Raw genomic sequence first — 14,190 nt, 5'->3', positions numbered from 1 at the left:
CCGCCCGCTGCGGAAAATCCATTACACTGAGTACAGCTTTTTCTAACTTAACTTTGTAGAAGTTCTGTAGATTAGCAGGCTCCAGGTCACACAAGAGAGAACATTTGTACCAGCCATACTCAGTGTTGCCGGAAAAAGTTGCACAATTTGTTAATCACAAGTCAAGCCCAGTCCATCATTTTGTAGTCTGCTGCCCTAAACTGGCTCCGTTTGCGCCTTATGTCTTCCATCAACCCGACCTTGCCCATTCAGTGGATCGACGCGGATTCGGGAGAGGTGGTGGAAGAATGCCCTTGGGAGAGCAGTCCCCATCCGGGCACCTACGTCCAACTGGCAGAGCAGCACTACCTGGTTCTGGAAAAGCGTCATTCCTACCGGCTCCGGCAAGGCAAATACCACCTGTGTGGGATCCGCGCCCTGGTGCGTTCGGTCACCCCACCTCAGGAAGTGGGAAGGTTCCTGGGGGATCCCTCGTGTCGGTTTAATGCTCACTCGCCCTTGCTGCGTTGTGCCGTCAACCCCAGCGGGCCCTGTCAGGGCTGCCCCCACTACGAGTCGGCCCCGCGTTGCTAGCCCTCCAGCTCCAGAGCCAACACCTGGGTCAGCGCACGGTTGGTCTTTTCGCGAAACTCGGCCACGCTCACCCGTCCCAGCAAATACACGGCCAGCAACATCACCGCTGCCTCCACCCCAAAGACGGTGGCATAGGCAAGCACTGAAGAAGTGGGGAAGAGAATGCGCCCCAGATCGAGCAAAGCCCCGCCGAGCAAGGTGGAAACCGCCTGGGACATGGCCTGGGCCAGACCCCAAGCCCCGATAAAGGTGCCTGCCGTCTCCGCTGCCGTCAAGTCCAACATGAGGCTAATGGCGCCATTGGTGGTGATCCCAGAAGCCAAACCAAACAGGATCATGCACAGTTGCAACAGCCGTGGATTGCCTGTAAACCCTGAGGCAATGGTCAGCCCAAAAGAGATGGCCACCAGCAGGCAGCCCAGACGAGCCGTTGTCTGTTTGCCCAGCTTGGGCACAATGAAAAATCCGGTCAGCACAATCCCCACCAAAATGCCCAAACTCCAAAAGGCATTGAGTTGGGTGCTCTGGGCCACCGTCATGCCAAACACCTCGCCGCCATAGGGTTCTAGGATCGGCTGTTGGATAAACAGGCCCATGGTCATCAACACCAAGAAGCCGAAAAAGATCAGAGTTTGGCGGCTGGCGGTCAGCACCTTGATGGCCGTACCCAGGGTGATTTGGTCTTCTCGTCCGGCCAAGGTGGAACGGGATCCGTAGCGGGAATAGCGCTTTTCCACTCCCCAGGTGGCGATCACCCCCAGCAGGATCACCACGGCTGGAATGATGATGAAGAGGCGATTAATGGTGCTCTGCAGGTTGTCCGGATCCAAGCCCCGCAGCAGAACTGCCGAGCCAATGGCCCCGCCGGCAATCCCCACCATCAACATAGACCAGACGATCCCCACCAACTTAGAGCGGTTGTCCTCCTCTGACACATCCACCAGCAGAGCCGCAAAAGGTGTGGAGCAGGCGCTGAGGCAGAGACCATAAAGGGCAAACATCAAACAGGCCAAGCCTATCCAGCCATAGGTGGCTCCAGACCAGCCCGTAGCCGCAAAGCTATCCCCCAAACCCCACACCACCTGCACCCCCAGGAAGATGCAGACCGCAAACAGCACCGATCCCAGACGCACATAGCCGGTGCGATGCAGGCCAAACAGGGGCTTGGCATCCGAGAGCTGCCCAAACCAAACCCGAGCCGGGGAGACCAACTGGTGCATGGCCAGGGATCCCCCCACCACCGTTGCCGGGATGGCCAGCAGATCCGTGTCGATCATGACGCGGTTCAGCACTCCCAGAGTGAGCAGCGACATCATTCCCAAGCCCATTTGAAACAGGCCCAGGCGGAACATAACATGCAGCGGCAAGGGCTGAACCTGCGCCTGAGGCTCTGGAGAAGTTGAAGTTACAGAAGCGTTGACCTCGGGATCCCGGCGAATACTGGCCATGATCTGGAATATTTCGAAAGGGTGCTACAGCTTTTTATCGTAGCCCAGGTGGCTTGGGATCCCGGCAAAAGCATGGGGTTGCCAAAAGCGAAACCGCCACGTCCTCTCCCCTTTTGGGAGCTATTGTCAGGGTATAGTCCCCCAATTTCCAATCCTCAGGAATATTGCTATGCGCGCCCCCATCCCCTGGCTGCTGAGTTCACTGAGCTGGGTGGGCATTTCCCTGGCCGCTCCGCCGATGGTGTCTACTTCTCAGGCAACCCCTATGGATTTTCCCCTCCACCAGTCCCTTTCTTCCCCCTCGCCTTCAGAGTGGGCGGAATACTTGGCCTACAGGCAGGTCATCGACCGGACGATCTCCATGACCTGGGATCCGCAAGCGCGAGCCTTGGCAAAGCAGTATGGGCTGGATATCGTCAACATCACCTGGGAAGATACCGGACGCCACAAGGGATCTGCCCTTGGCCCCAACATCAGCGACATGACCATCCAGGTACAACAGCTCAACCCCAGAACGGGTCACTACGAGCTGAGCTTGATGCCGGTGATCCGCTACCCCAACTTTGCCGATCTGTCTGCCGACCTGCCCCTCGATAGCCTACAGGTGCTGGTGGGCAACGAAAAAGGAAAACCCCTGCAACCCGTGTCGCTGCGAGAGCTGCTGGGGAATCTGCGCCGCTACTTACATGATCCCGGCTCTTGGGCCGGCAACCGGAACTCCCTGCTGGCTCCACGGGATAGCCATGTGTTGGTGAGCGCCCAAGCTGCCTTTTTGCCTATCCCTGCCGGGGGCTCTGCCCAATTCAACCCGGTGTTGTTCAACTACCAATCCTATCCCGGTAACCCAGCCGTGCTGGCAATCTTGGCCACCCGCGAGGGCACCAGCATTACGGTGATCGAGAACCGCACTGAAGATAAGGTAGATAGGGTGGGCGGGGCTATTTGGGGCCAGCGCCTTTTCTTCAACCAAAACGGTGAACGGGCCAGCCTCACCGGGCAGCGCCTCAGCGATTTTCGGGCCGAGCAAGCCGCCAACCCAACCCCCAGAGATCCCCATTCGGCGGAAGTAGCAGAAGAAGCCCTGAACCTGGTGATGGTGATCCAAGTACCTCTCCAGCAGCGGCAGCCGCCGCGAAGGGAAGTTGAGGATATCTCTGTCAATTTCGGACCCGCAGCCGACCTGGCCGGCCTCAGCAATGTAGAAGCCGCTGTCATCGGACATGGAGAGGTAGAGGGCCCCTTCACCGAGATCAACAACCTGGACATCGAGCGGGATCCCCGCTTTCCCATTCGGGTCACGGTCCAGTTCTACAAAGCCACCGACAATGGTGTGGTCTCCGCCGAGGACATGGCCCAAATCCACCATCAAATTGCCCGCGTCTACCGAGAGGCCGATTACGTAGGCAGCTTGGTGATTCAGGGGGATACAGGCCGACCTACGGAGTACGACCGCGATGCAGAGACAGAGCGCCCCTTTCCCTTTCCTGGGTGGCCGTGGCGTTAGGGCCTGCTGCGCATTCTTCCCACAACCTGCAAGCGAGGGGCAGCATCTTCTCGCGCCTGGGTTTCTCCACTACACTGACTACTGACCTGGTGCCAAGAGGAGGGGGTGTCGGCCCGATATCCTCGGCAAGGTCAGGGTCTGCAGAGACAGTTGCCAAGGTCTCATTTCTTGAGGCCATGGTGCTTGTCTGTGCCAGCTCTTGCCCAAGGCAGTGGGGAGCTTTTCCTGCAACACTATGGCTGACGCAGTTCCCGTTCGGCGCTACGACCTGTTTGTGCAGGCTTCCCGGCTGCTGCAGCGCTACCGGCAGCTCACGCCGGAACTCCGTCCCATAGGGCTAGAGGTGGCTCTGGCCATCCAATATCACCGTGCTCAGGCCGGATCGGGATCCCTGCTGCCTTGGGTGGGATCCCCTCGCGGACTGCCCTTGCAGCAAGTGGCCCAGCGCATTTGCGACCCGTTTTACAGCAAAACCCATCCTCTTTTGCCGACCCTACCCGAAACCGGCGAGCCTTTGGTGTGGCCTCTGTTCAACCAGGGGGAAAACGGTTTGATCCGGCCCCTGGCCCCGAGCAAAGTGGGCGGGAAACTGGCGGAACGGCGCTGGCTCAAAGCCTGCAACAGCCAGGAAGGGATCGGCTGTCATGCCTTGGCGGCCCACCTGTGGCAGGACGAGCGCTTTTTGGCCGAAGACCGGGATCTCTGTCCTTTCCGCCTTTATGACGGGCGCTACCCCTTGAGCGTGGATCAAGGGCGACAGACTTGCGGCTTTGACGATCACCCCTGTGGCTGGCAGCCGGGACACCCCAAAATGTTGCAGGTGGTGGGCAAAGGCAAACAGGCCGAGATCCTGCTCCCCCACTGGACGGATGACATGTGGGCGATGCTCATTCCCTCCCATCGTCCGCTGCCGATTTACCCGCTCTTGGTGATGCTTTACTTTGGCCAAGAAACTTTGCAAAAGGGGCGGAGCAGCCTCTCCATCGAGCAATTTCGTCTGGATTTTCAGTTTAGCCAGTCTCAACTGCGCCTGTTGTTCGACACCCACCCTGAGCACCCCTTGAATCGACACCTGCTTACCTGGGCTCAGCAGCCAGAGGTGGAGTGGGGATCCACAGAACTCTTGCCCCAGATGCCGCCCCTCCTGCATCAACCTGCTGGGGGCAAGGTGGTTTTGGATCCCGATGAGCCGCCCCAGTTCCGCAGCAGTGGGATCCCTCACAGCGCCGGGACAGACCCGCTGATGGCAGAACGCCGCCGTCGACGTCAGTTGGAGCGCAGCGAGCGCCACAACGAGATCTTGCACCAGTTTCGCCGCTGGTTCCGCCTGGCAGGATTGGAAGTCCGGGAGGATCAGCATACCTTTGACTTTTTGGCCGTGGCGGACGGGCATCTGCTTTTGGCCGAAGTGAAGCTCCTGCACCACAAGGATGCGGCAGAGGCTTTGCAGGAAGTGGTGGGACAGTTGCTCTACTACGAGCGCTTTGCCCTTGGCCCTTGGATCGAGCAGGGCTTTTCCGTTCAGAAGGCCGCCGTTTTCGATGGGCCACCGCCGGATCCCTATGTGCGATTTCTAGAAGACCTGGGCATTGCCACCTACTGGATCAACGAGCAGCAGATGATCGATGGGCCAGAAAACTCTTTACGCCTGCTGCGCCAGATGGGGGTGCGGGTACGACCGGATCCCGAATTGGGGGATTAGGGGAAAAAGCCTGCCCATGTTCTCCCCTGAGTTTTGACTCAGGCGGGGGTAACTTCTTGTCTTCTTAAGCGTACCTTAACTGCCCCTTTAATTCCTTCCTGAAGATGGTATCCATATAGACGGTAAAAATACGGGATCCTTTGAAGTTTCGGGAGGAGTGAAGCAGATGTGGTCTAGGGTTACTTCGCGTCGTGTTGCCCAATCAATTGCGGTGCTAGTTTTTGGTTTGGTGCTTTTGGTTTCTCTGCAAGGGTACGGCTCCAGAAGAACTCTTTTGCCAATACTTACACCTGTGCCCACACCGACCCCGACTTCAACACCCACAGCCACGCCAACACCGACGCCCACACCGACCCCGACTTCAACACCCACAGCCACGCCAACACCGACGCCCACACCGACCCCGACTTCAACACCCACAGCCACGCCAACACCGACGCCCACGCCGGGAGGCTGTGATCCCAACGCCAACCTGATCCCAGTTGGCACTGTCCAGGGCACTGGCTTCACTTCCCCCCTGGTGAACCAAACAGTCACGGTTTCTGGAATCGTAGTAGGAGACTTTGAAAATGAGGGGGTGGCTGGCCAAACCTATCTCCAGGGCTACTACCTACAAGATGATGGTGACGGGAATCCCGCCACATCAGATGGCATCTTCGTTTTCAGTGGCACAGCTAATAACGTCAGGCTTGGGGATAGGGTTCAGGTGACCGGAACGGTTGCTGAGTTCCGCCAGCAAACCCAGCTCTCCAACGTCACCAGCTTTACTGTCTGTAGCTCTGACAATCCGTTGCCGGCCCCAGTGCAGATCTCTCTACCGCTGACTGCGGAGCAAAGGGAAGCTCTGGAAGGAATGCTGGTCACATTTGGAAATCAGCCCCTGTTTGTAACCGACTCCTTCTTGCTGGGACGCCACGGGGAGCTGAGTGTGGCCACAGAGCGGTTGTTCACTCCTACGCAAATTGCGGCTCCCAGCCAGGCAGCTGCCATTCAAGCGGAAAACGACCGAAAGCGGATTCGCATTGATGACCGGCTGCTCACCCAAAACCCAGATCCGGTTATCTACCCCACTCCGGGTGGCCTGAGCGCGGCTAACACTGTGCGCGGCGGCGATCGCGTCAGCAACATCACCGGGATCATGACCCAGTTGCGAGGCCGGAATGTCAGTGGCGATGTGGATGCGACCATCGACTACCGTATCCACCCCAATGATCCCAACAACTTGCCCAGGTTTACACCCACCAACCCTCACCCGCAAAACCCACCCTCAGTAGGGGGCTCCCTGAGGGTAGCTAGCTTTAACCTGTTCAACTACTTCAACACCTTCGGCAACGCCTGCTTCCCCAATAACTCCTCCTGTCGGGGAGCCAGCAACGCCACCGAGTTCACCCGCCAGCGGGATAAGCTCATCGAGGCTATTCGCCGCATGGATGCCGATATCGTAGGCCTCAACGAGTTAGAAAACGATGGATACGGTTCGAATAGTTCCATTCAGGATTTGGTGAACGGGCTCAACCAGGTCATGGGGGCAGGAACCTACGCCTTTGTGAATGTTGGAGTGCCCAACCTGGGCGGCGATGCCATCACCAACGGCTTTATCTACAAGCCAGCTACGGTTGAAATTGCCCCCGGCACTAACCCGGCCTTCCTGGACACAGGGGAATTCACCCAAGGCCCCGGACGCTTCCATCGTCCTCCTCTGGCTGTAACCTTCCGGCAGCGGAGCAACAACGCCACCTTCACTGTTGTGGTCAACCACTTCAAGTCCAAGGTTTCTCCCTGCGATCCTATTGACAACGATCCCTTCCAAGGCAATTGCAACGGCAACCGCACCCGGGCCGCTCAGCAACTCTTGAGCTGGCTCGCCACCAATCCAACTGGCTCCACCGATCCGGATGTGTTGATTATGGGGGATCTCAACTCCTACGCTATGGAGGATCCGATCAAAACTCTGGAGGCGGGCGGGTTCATCAACCTCAATGGCTCCAACAGCTACTCCTTTAGCTTCCAAGGACAGTGGGGATCTCTGGATCATGCCCTGGCCAACAGCAGTCTGAGACCCCAAGTTACAGGCTCAGCTAAGTGGCACATCAACGCTGATGAGCCCGTGAGCTTGGACTACACCCTGAGCTTCAAGAGTCCCTCTCAGCAGAGCCTCTTCTACGCCAGCGATCCCTTCCGCTCTTCCGACCACGATCCGGTGCTCGTTGGCTTGAACCTGACTCCGGCCCCAACACCGACGCCGACGCCCACACCGACACCGACGCCCACACCGACACCGACGCCCACACCGACGCCGACGCCCACACCGACACCGACGCCCACACCGACGCCGACGCCCACACCGACACCAACTCCTCCTTCCGTTAACCTGCCTTTGACTGAAGGCTTTGATAACTGCAACCCTGCTCCAGCCGGCTGGCAGATTGTGGATGTGGACGGCGACACCAGTCGTTCCTGGCGTTGTGTCAACTCCCTTGCCGAGGCCAACGCTTTCAACGGTCAGCAACCGGGTAATGACTGGCTGATCACTCCTCCTCTGAACCTGGCTTCCGTCAGCAACCCAGTTCTGACCTTCCGCAATCAGAGTTCTTTTAGCGATAACGGCCTTCCTCCTTCGCAACAACTAAGCGTTCTTTACTCCACCAACTACAGCGGTGCAGGCACTCCAGCGGCAGTGAATGCAGCCACTTGGACTGCTCTGACGATTCCCACTCTCTCTACGGGCAGCTTCGTCGACTCCGGCCCGATTTCTCTGGCTGGGATCCAGCCTTCCAACCGTGTTTACATTGCCTTCCGCTATCGCTCTTCTGGTACAGCTTCCGGCTCGGCCACTCGCTGGCGGGTGGATAGTGTCAACATCTCCGGGAACTAGGTGTGGGATCCTAGTGCCAACCTGAGTCTGATTGGCAGTGGCTGGGAAAGTGGATCTGCTTCCTCAGCCGTAACGCTCTCCTATGTGGTCTTGGCCGGGATCCACCGTTGCTCAGCGGGTTTCGAGCAGAGGGATTGACTTTTGGAGCACGGACTAAAGGGAGAGGAGCCGGGGGTGGTTGCCTTTGGCGGCACGGAGCGCTTAAGACACTTCGGGAGAAAAATGGTTGAGGATCCGGGGGGATTGCAATGTCCTCGTCTCAATCGAAATGACCTCATTATGGGATCCCAGCCTGGGCGCAGATGTGCCCCTGTCGGTCGAACAACGTCACCGCCAACAGCAGGGATCGACCGGCATACTTTTGCACATAGCCTGCGGCTCGCTCCAGGATTTGACGGGCCAACTCCTCCATCACGGGTGCTGCCCAGCCAAGGCCATCCAGATAGTGCACCGCTGCCTCTACTGTCCGCAACTCCAACACCTGCCGCGCCTGTTCTGCCGTTCCCCCACGCCGGATCAGGGCTGCCGCCAGAATTTCCAAGCGGGCATCGGCCACGTGGCTGGAAGTGGTGAAGATCCCCCCTGCCAGCTTGATCAGCTTGCCGTGGTAGCCGATCAAATGAATGGACTCCGCCCCCCGCAGCGCCGCTTCCACCAGCAACGGCCCTATCCAATTGGCTACTCGCAGGATCTGGTCTTCCGGGATCCCTTGCCCCAGCGCCACCTGCTGCCCATGGCTGCCCACGCAAAAGATCAAATGCTTGTGCTGCTCCAGCTTCTGTTGCAGCTCTTGGCGGGCTCGCTCTAAGCTCTCAACACTTGAGGAAGGCTCCACCTCCGCCCGCGTTCCCAACAGGGCCAGCCCTTCCAGCACCCCAAAAGCGGCATTGGAGGTGCGCTCCGCCAGCAGCTTTCCTTCCGGCAAAATGATGCGCACCCGCAGGCGGCAGCCCTCTGGGATCCCGGGCAAAAGATTGATCTCAAACAAACGGCGGGCATAGGCATAAATGGCCGGGCTGCCATCGGTGCGTCGCCCCAGCCCTTCCCCGGCTTCCAAGATCAAGGGGGGATCCTCGGGATCCCTCTCCTCCAACCTCACCCAAGCCCAGACCGGTGTGTCGCGGGTGAGATCCAGGTGGGGGCCGGGATCCGAGCGGGTAATGGCCAGAGCTGTTGTCTTCTCCAAGGCAGCTACCTGCTCCACCGGGATGTGGATCCAAGCCTCAAGGGACCGGGGCTCAGCCTGCACCGCAATCGCCAAGCGCCCCCCTTCCTTCTCCAAAGGGATCCCCAGAAGGTGGTGAAGAGCAGCTCTGGCCGAAGCAACGGCGAAAACCGGCAAGGTATAGCCCCGCGGTCGGGATCCCTGAACAGCATCCTGCATCTGCACAGCTTTTTGCTTCGGAAATGGATGACCGGAAAACCAAAATCTCTGGAAAAGGCGCACCTCAATTCTGGCTTGCGAGGGAACCCCTGAGTTTCAGAGAACACCCCCCGGAAGCAATCGTTAAATGATCTGGGGGAAGAAGGGGGGATCAGAAATTTGCCTTTTTCAATGAAGGTAGTCGAAAACTGGGGCAGCTATGAGCGAAGCAGTGCAGCACTACCTTGAGCGTCTGGAGTCGCAAATACAGGAGCTAAAAGCTGCCATCGAGCGGATGCCCGAGCAGGTGGTGGCTGTTCTCCTGGCTACCCAGGAAGCCAAAAAAAACACCCCCGCCCCCTCCCGTTACAGCGTTCTAATCTCAGACTTGGTGGAAGATGGCAGCCACAACTTCCTGCTGGATGATGAACCCACCGTGGTGAGCAACCGCAGCATGGGGCATGAGCTGGCCCCCGAAGCCCAAATACAGCGCCTGAGTGCCCAGTTAACCGCTGCCTACAACCGCATTGCCGCCCTTGAGGAGCAGCTCTTGGCCCAGCGCTTGCAACACTAGACTAAACCACTAAACTGACACTCATCTAGCAAGGCTTCAGCGGGGGGCAGCAGAGGGCTTGCCTTTGCGTTGCACATCCTGCATCTGGAAGCCGTGTTTGCGCAGCTCTTGATCCAGCACCAGCTCGTTTTCCACGTGATCCACAAACAACACGCCGTTGAGGTGGTCGATTTCGTGCTGGATCACCCGCGCCAGCAAATCGTCCGCTCGAAGGGTGCGGGGCCGCCCCGTTTCATCCTTAAACGAAACCACAATCCCTTCTGGGCGCACGACCTCGCAAAACACCCCCGGAATGCTCAGGCAACCCTCCTGCCCGGCAACGGCCTCGCCAATGTACTCGCGAATCTCCGGGTTGATCAGCACCAGCGGTGGCACCTCCGGCTTATCGGGATAAAGATCCACCACAATCATGCGCTTGGGAATGCCAACCTGCGGAGCCGCCAGACCAATCCCATCAAAGCTGTACATGGTCTGCAGCATGTCCCGGGCAAGCTGGCGGATCTCGTCGTTGACCTGGCTGATGCGCTTGGCCGGCTGCCGCAGCACCTTGTCCCCCATGCGATAAATGTGCAGGGGCGGATGCTTCAGCTTCACTTTGGGAACGGCAACAGAAAGGGTAGCCACCATCCGGCAGATCTCTTCAGAATAAACAGCAGGTATCGGGTCTGGATCCCCATTCTACATTCAGTCCCAGTTGCGCCGAAACCACTGTTGCCTAACTCTCTTCTCCTTTTTGATTTTGAAGAGGGGGTAGAGGCTTGTTTGGGATGATCATGGCTCAGGGTTGCCGTCGCCAGCCTCTGGAAGTCGTTGGGCCTGTTGGTCAATTCCCTGCTTAAAGCCCAAGGCCACCAAAATATTGGAGAGGGTGAGAAAAGCCTCTGCCCCTCCATGCAAGGGATCCACATTGGCCAGGGAAGTGCCGTAGTGCATCTGAGCGTACAGCCCTGCCGGGATGCTGACGGCCACAAAAAGCAACAACAGCCAAAATCCAACCAAAGCCAAACGTGGGATCCGGCGCAGCCGCGACAGAAAGAATAAAAAGACCAAGTAAGGGAACAGAGAGAGGGCAAATAAACTGTTCATCGCCTAGTCGGGATCCCCCTTCTGTGCAGGCTCATCCACCCTTTCAGCCCGCCAAATGCGGTAAGCAGCCCAAGCCAAGGTGCAGTTGCCCAGCAAGGTGAAGCTGGCCTGTGCAGTGACCACCCAGTCCAACTTGGGGTCGTTGTCAAACCAGTGCCAGGTGATTGCGCACATTGCCCCCGACAAAGCGGGCAGCATCGCCCAGCTCAAACTTCGCCATTCGGGCCGGCCCACTCGCTCCCCAAATTGCCACACGAGCACAATAGCAGCGATCCACTCCAAGACGCTGGCAATGTGAATCCACCAGGTGGGAAGCGAAAGGGCGTGCATCAGGCGCTGAGGGAATGACGCAGCAGTTGGCGGTAAGTGGCCTCCTGCAACAGCATTTGCTTGTGCAGTTTGACCAAAATGTCTTTGGCCTGCTCGGGGCTCATGCGAGAAACCAAGGTCTCGAAAGCCCGCTGGCGAAATTGCTGCTCCAAAGAGAGCTCTAGCGTTTCATCCATCATTATCACCTCAGGGTGCTCAGGTAGAGAGGTCTGCAAAGAGTTCCAACAGCGCAGATCTGGCCAGGTAGTGCAAGCAGGATAATACATATCTTAACAAATCGCAACAACGTGACAAGATGCCGGATCTCGACGTGCCGGAAGGGAGCTTGGCCGAGGCGAGGGCAGAGAACCTCAACCCAGTGGCAGAGAAAGTACAGGCCCGTCAAGTTGGACAAAGGTGCATTTTGGATGGGGAAGGGGGAAGATTTTCCGGCAGGGATCCCTTTACATCCTTTCACGTTGTGCGACTTAGCAAGGCTCCATGATAGAAGTGAAGTACTCTGGAGCTTTGTTGCCACCCTTGCTGATTGGTGACTTACTTTGCTTGAATTGCCATGACCATTTTTGTGGGGAACCTAAACTATAAAGCCTCAACAGAAGAACTGAAAGCTTTCTTCCAGCAGAGGTGGAACGTTAAGTCGGTTACAATCCCGATAGACCGAGAGACAGGTCAGACACGAGGCTTCGCGTTTGTGGATCTGGCAACCGAAGCTGAGGAGGACGAAGCCATCGAGAGCGCGAACGGGCAGGAATTCATGGGCCGGCCTCTGCGTTTGGATCGAGCCAGGCCCCGCCGCCAAGCCTAAGCAAAGATTGTTCAACCCTGGGTTTGCCATTCTGGACAACCAAAGGACTCCGTCCCGCTAACGCGAACGGCAAGGTTTATCCCAACAGATGGGAGAGCTGCAAAGTCTCCAAGAGCGCCCAAGATGGTAAGGTTGCTACATCTTTCCGACATTCATCTGGGCAGTGGTCTTGCCTACGGCCACATTAACCCAGCTACCGGCCTGAATACCCGTTTGGAAGATTTTGTAGCTTCTTTGCGCTTGTGCATTGACCATGCTCTCAACCAAGCGGTGGATCTGGTGTTGTTTGGGGGCGATGCTTTCCCCGATGCGACACCCCCCCCTCTCCATCAAGAGCTTTTTGCCCAACAGTTTCGCCGCCTGGCCGATGCAGGGATCCCAACCGTCCTGTTGGTGGGCAACCACGATCAGTACGGGCAGGGACAGGGAGGCAACAGCCTGGCTATCTACCGCGCTTTGGGGGTCTCAGGCTTTATTGTGGGGGACAGACTGGAAACTCATCGGATCGAAACTCGCGGTGGCCCGGTGCAGGTGACCACTTTACCCTGGCTGAATCGCTCCGCTCTGCTGGCCCAACAAGAGAGCTTGGGACTTGATGCAGAAATCCTCGCCCACCAGCTCTTGCAGCGTCTGCACCTGGCTCTAGAAGGGGAGATCCGCACTCTACAGCAAGGGATCCCGGCGATTTTGTTGGCTCACGTCATGGTGGAGACAGCCCGCTACGGAGCAGAACGCCATCTTTCGGTGGGCAGAGGATTTACGGTGCCCCTTTCGCTGCTGGCTCGGCCTGCCTATCAATATGTTGCCTTGGGGCATGTACACCGTCACCAGGTGCTGTGTCGGGATCCCTTGATGCTCTATCCCGGCAGCATTGAGCGGGTGGATTTTGGCGAAGAAAAAGAGGAAAAAGGCTGTGTGCTGGTGGAAGTCACCCCTACGGGGGCCAGCTACGAATTTTTGCCCTTGCCAACCCGTACCTTTCACACCATTCGCCTGGATCTGAGTGCGGATCCACCCCAGCAGGTGCAGTCCAAGCTGCTGGCCGCCATCGCCAAGGCCCCCGTGGCCGGCTCCATCCTGCGGTTGATCTACCGCATACGGCCCGACCAGCTAGAGTGCATTGACGAGCGGGCTCTGCACAACGCTCTTGCCCCTGCTTTTAGCTACACCATCGCCCCAGAAGTGGTCAGCCCCAGCCGCATCCGTCTGCCGGGATGGGATCCCAGCCGACTTGAGCCCCTGACGGCTCTGGAGCAGTATCTGGCCGACCGCAGCGATCTGGCCCCCTTGCACAACGATTTGCTGGCCGCGGCCCGTCAGTTGTTGGAGGAATATGCGGATCCCTTGCAGGACTGGGATCCCAACTGGGAGGAGCCGGGAGCTTCAAGCCCTGCCTCAGCAGAAGAGGAGCAGTTGCCTTTGTTTTGAGATGCTCCCTTTGTCGCCTCAGGGTTCACAGGGGTGGGGATGGGGGATCCCTGTACGAAGAAATCAGGACAGGAGTGCTCGCCAAAGCTGCGGGCTCCTCAAGTTTCAAGTGATCTGAATCACTTCGAAATGGCAAAAAGCAACACAAACTGGGAATCGGGTTGAAGACGTTGGCAACGACGGCATCAGCTCACTCACAGGGAACTGACTCAGACTGGTAGACCTCACACTGCCAGTCTTTTTTTGTTTAGGGCCTGGGGGCTGTGAAGTCGCAGCGAGCGGGGGATCCCTTTCTAGCATTCATGAAATTCCCATCTTCTTTTCTATAGAGTCAGTCTATTAAATCTATAGAGTCTGTATATTAAAAGACAAATAACGATCTGTTCTCGGCAGAGGCTACCAATTTGTCAAGTGGGCGTCAAGTGTGCCAAGTGTACAGAAGGTTGGTTCTCAGGGAATTTATTTTCTCACAACAATAGGTATGCTGTAGAAACAGCATACT

13 protein-coding genes are annotated in these 14,190 nt (G+C 57.7%); 7 read left to right on the top strand and 6 right to left on the bottom strand.

Going from position 1 to position 14,190, the window contains the following annotated elements:
• Positions 1 to 219: 219 nt before the first annotated feature.
• Complete coding sequence (locus ACVWY8_RS07820; protein ID WP_414349734.1) at positions 220 to 573, top strand: DUF6464 family protein; 354 nt, start codon at positions 220 to 222, stop codon at positions 571 to 573.
• On the opposite strand, the gene ACVWY8_RS07815 is transcribed toward ACVWY8_RS07820, so the two are convergent.
• Positions 570 to 2,021: a BCD family MFS transporter gene (locus ACVWY8_RS07815; protein ID WP_457394114.1), complete on the bottom strand. Its 1,452-nt coding sequence runs from the start codon at positions 2,019 to 2,021 to the stop codon at positions 570 to 572. The two genes, ACVWY8_RS07820 and ACVWY8_RS07815, sit on opposite strands and share 4 nt — an antisense overlap.
• Positions 2,022 to 2,190: 169 nt before the next feature.
• Between ACVWY8_RS07815 and ACVWY8_RS07810 the strand changes: the two genes are divergently transcribed.
• The 3 genes from ACVWY8_RS07810 (at position 2,191) to ACVWY8_RS07800 (ending at position 8,102) form a co-directional block, all read left to right on the top strand.
• A complete protein-coding gene (locus tag ACVWY8_RS07810) occupies positions 2,191 to 3,525 on the top strand; it encodes a hypothetical protein (protein ID WP_457394111.1) in 1,335 nt (444 codons plus the stop codon).
• Positions 3,526 to 3,760: 235 nt separating this feature from the next.
• Positions 3,761 to 5,227, top strand: a complete 1,467-nt coding sequence (locus tag ACVWY8_RS07805) for a hypothetical protein (protein WP_011434306.1) — start codon at positions 3,761 to 3,763, stop codon at positions 5,225 to 5,227.
• A gap of 166 nt (positions 5,228 to 5,393) precedes the next feature.
• Positions 5,394 to 8,102, top strand: coding sequence for an ExeM/NucH family extracellular endonuclease (locus tag ACVWY8_RS07800; protein WP_457396970.1), 2,709 nt, complete (start codon positions 5,394 to 5,396; stop codon positions 8,100 to 8,102).
• 277 nt (positions 8,103 to 8,379) lie between these two features.
• On the opposite strand, the gene cbiD is transcribed toward ACVWY8_RS07800, so the two are convergent.
• The gene (cbiD, locus tag ACVWY8_RS07795; protein WP_457394960.1) at positions 8,380 to 9,486 is read right to left on the bottom strand and encodes a cobalt-precorrin-5B (C(1))-methyltransferase CbiD; all 1,107 of its coding nucleotides are present in this window, start codon (positions 9,484 to 9,486) and stop codon (positions 8,380 to 8,382) included.
• 199 nt (positions 9,487 to 9,685) lie between these two features.
• Between cbiD and ACVWY8_RS07790 the strand changes: the two genes are divergently transcribed.
• A complete protein-coding gene (locus ACVWY8_RS07790) occupies positions 9,686 to 10,039 on the top strand; it encodes a hypothetical protein (RefSeq protein WP_414350209.1) in 354 nt (117 codons plus the stop codon).
• 36 nt (positions 10,040 to 10,075) lie between these two features.
• On the opposite strand, the gene def is transcribed toward ACVWY8_RS07790, so the two are convergent.
• From def to ACVWY8_RS07770, 4 genes are all read right to left on the bottom strand, one after another.
• On the bottom strand, positions 10,076 to 10,666 hold the full coding sequence (def, locus tag ACVWY8_RS07785; RefSeq protein WP_414416451.1) for a peptide deformylase: 591 nt from the start codon (positions 10,664 to 10,666) through the stop codon (positions 10,076 to 10,078).
• Positions 10,667 to 10,810: 144 nt separating this feature from the next.
• Positions 10,811 to 11,125 (bottom strand): DUF3593 domain-containing protein, encoded by a 315-nt coding sequence (locus ACVWY8_RS07780; RefSeq protein ID WP_011434312.1) that lies wholly within the window; start codon positions 11,123 to 11,125, stop codon positions 10,811 to 10,813.
• A 3-nt stretch (positions 11,126 to 11,128) separates the two neighbouring features.
• The gene (locus ACVWY8_RS07775) at positions 11,129 to 11,455 is read right to left on the bottom strand and encodes a DUF2499 domain-containing protein (RefSeq protein ID WP_457394957.1); all 327 of its coding nucleotides are present in this window, start codon (positions 11,453 to 11,455) and stop codon (positions 11,129 to 11,131) included.
• Entirely contained in the window at positions 11,455 to 11,631 is a 177-nt protein-coding gene (locus ACVWY8_RS07770) for an NblA/ycf18 family protein (protein WP_041437678.1), read from the bottom strand. The genes ACVWY8_RS07775 and ACVWY8_RS07770 overlap by 1 nt, the downstream gene beginning before the upstream one ends.
• Before the next feature lie 377 nt (positions 11,632 to 12,008).
• Between ACVWY8_RS07770 and ACVWY8_RS07765 the strand changes: the two genes are divergently transcribed.
• Both ACVWY8_RS07765 and ACVWY8_RS07760 read left to right on the top strand, forming a co-directional pair.
• A complete protein-coding gene (locus ACVWY8_RS07765) occupies positions 12,009 to 12,260 on the top strand; it encodes an RNA recognition motif domain-containing protein (RefSeq protein WP_011434316.1) in 252 nt (83 codons plus the stop codon).
• A 123-nt stretch (positions 12,261 to 12,383) separates the two neighbouring features.
• Positions 12,384 to 13,688, top strand: coding sequence for a metallophosphoesterase family protein (locus tag ACVWY8_RS07760; protein ID WP_457394954.1), 1,305 nt, complete (start codon positions 12,384 to 12,386; stop codon positions 13,686 to 13,688).
• Positions 13,689 to 14,190: the final 502 nt, after the last annotated feature.

The organism is Thermostichus sp. OS-CIW-32 (assembly GCF_054060415.1).
The sequence above is the reverse complement of the archived record's forward strand: the minus strand, read 5'-3'. Positions and strand labels throughout refer to the sequence as shown.

Excerpts from the sequence above, each read along its gene's own strand:
- ACVWY8_RS07770 (WP_041437678.1), bottom strand. The coding sequence starts at position 11,631 with ATGGATGAAACGCTAGAGCTCTCTTTGGAGCAGCAATTTCGCCAGCGG.
- ACVWY8_RS07760 (WP_457394954.1), top strand. The coding sequence starts at position 12,384 with ATGGTAAGGTTGCTACATCTTTCCGACATTCATCTGGGCAGTGGTCTT.
- ACVWY8_RS07810 (WP_457394111.1), top strand. The coding sequence starts at position 2,191 with ATGCGCGCCCCCATCCCCTGGCTGCTGAGTTCACTGAGCTGGGTGGGC.
- ACVWY8_RS07790 (WP_414350209.1), top strand. The coding sequence starts at position 9,686 with ATGAGCGAAGCAGTGCAGCACTACCTTGAGCGTCTGGAGTCGCAAATA.
- ACVWY8_RS07820 (WP_414349734.1), top strand. The coding sequence starts at position 220 with ATGTCTTCCATCAACCCGACCTTGCCCATTCAGTGGATCGACGCGGAT.
- ACVWY8_RS07775 (WP_457394957.1), bottom strand. The coding sequence starts at position 11,455 with ATGCACGCCCTTTCGCTTCCCACCTGGTGGATTCACATTGCCAGCGTC.
- ACVWY8_RS07765 (WP_011434316.1), top strand. The coding sequence starts at position 12,009 with ATGACCATTTTTGTGGGGAACCTAAACTATAAAGCCTCAACAGAAGAA.
- ACVWY8_RS07815 (WP_457394114.1), bottom strand. The coding sequence starts at position 2,021 with ATGGCCAGTATTCGCCGGGATCCCGAGGTCAACGCTTCTGTAACTTCA.
- ACVWY8_RS07800 (WP_457396970.1), top strand. The coding sequence starts at position 5,394 with ATGTGGTCTAGGGTTACTTCGCGTCGTGTTGCCCAATCAATTGCGGTG.
- cbiD (WP_457394960.1), bottom strand. The coding sequence starts at position 9,486 with ATGCAGGATGCTGTTCAGGGATCCCGACCGCGGGGCTATACCTTGCCG.
- def (WP_414416451.1), bottom strand. The coding sequence starts at position 10,666 with ATGGTGGCTACCCTTTCTGTTGCCGTTCCCAAAGTGAAGCTGAAGCAT.
- ACVWY8_RS07780 (WP_011434312.1), bottom strand. The coding sequence starts at position 11,125 with ATGAACAGTTTATTTGCCCTCTCTCTGTTCCCTTACTTGGTCTTTTTA.
- ACVWY8_RS07805 (WP_011434306.1), top strand. The coding sequence starts at position 3,761 with ATGGCTGACGCAGTTCCCGTTCGGCGCTACGACCTGTTTGTGCAGGCT.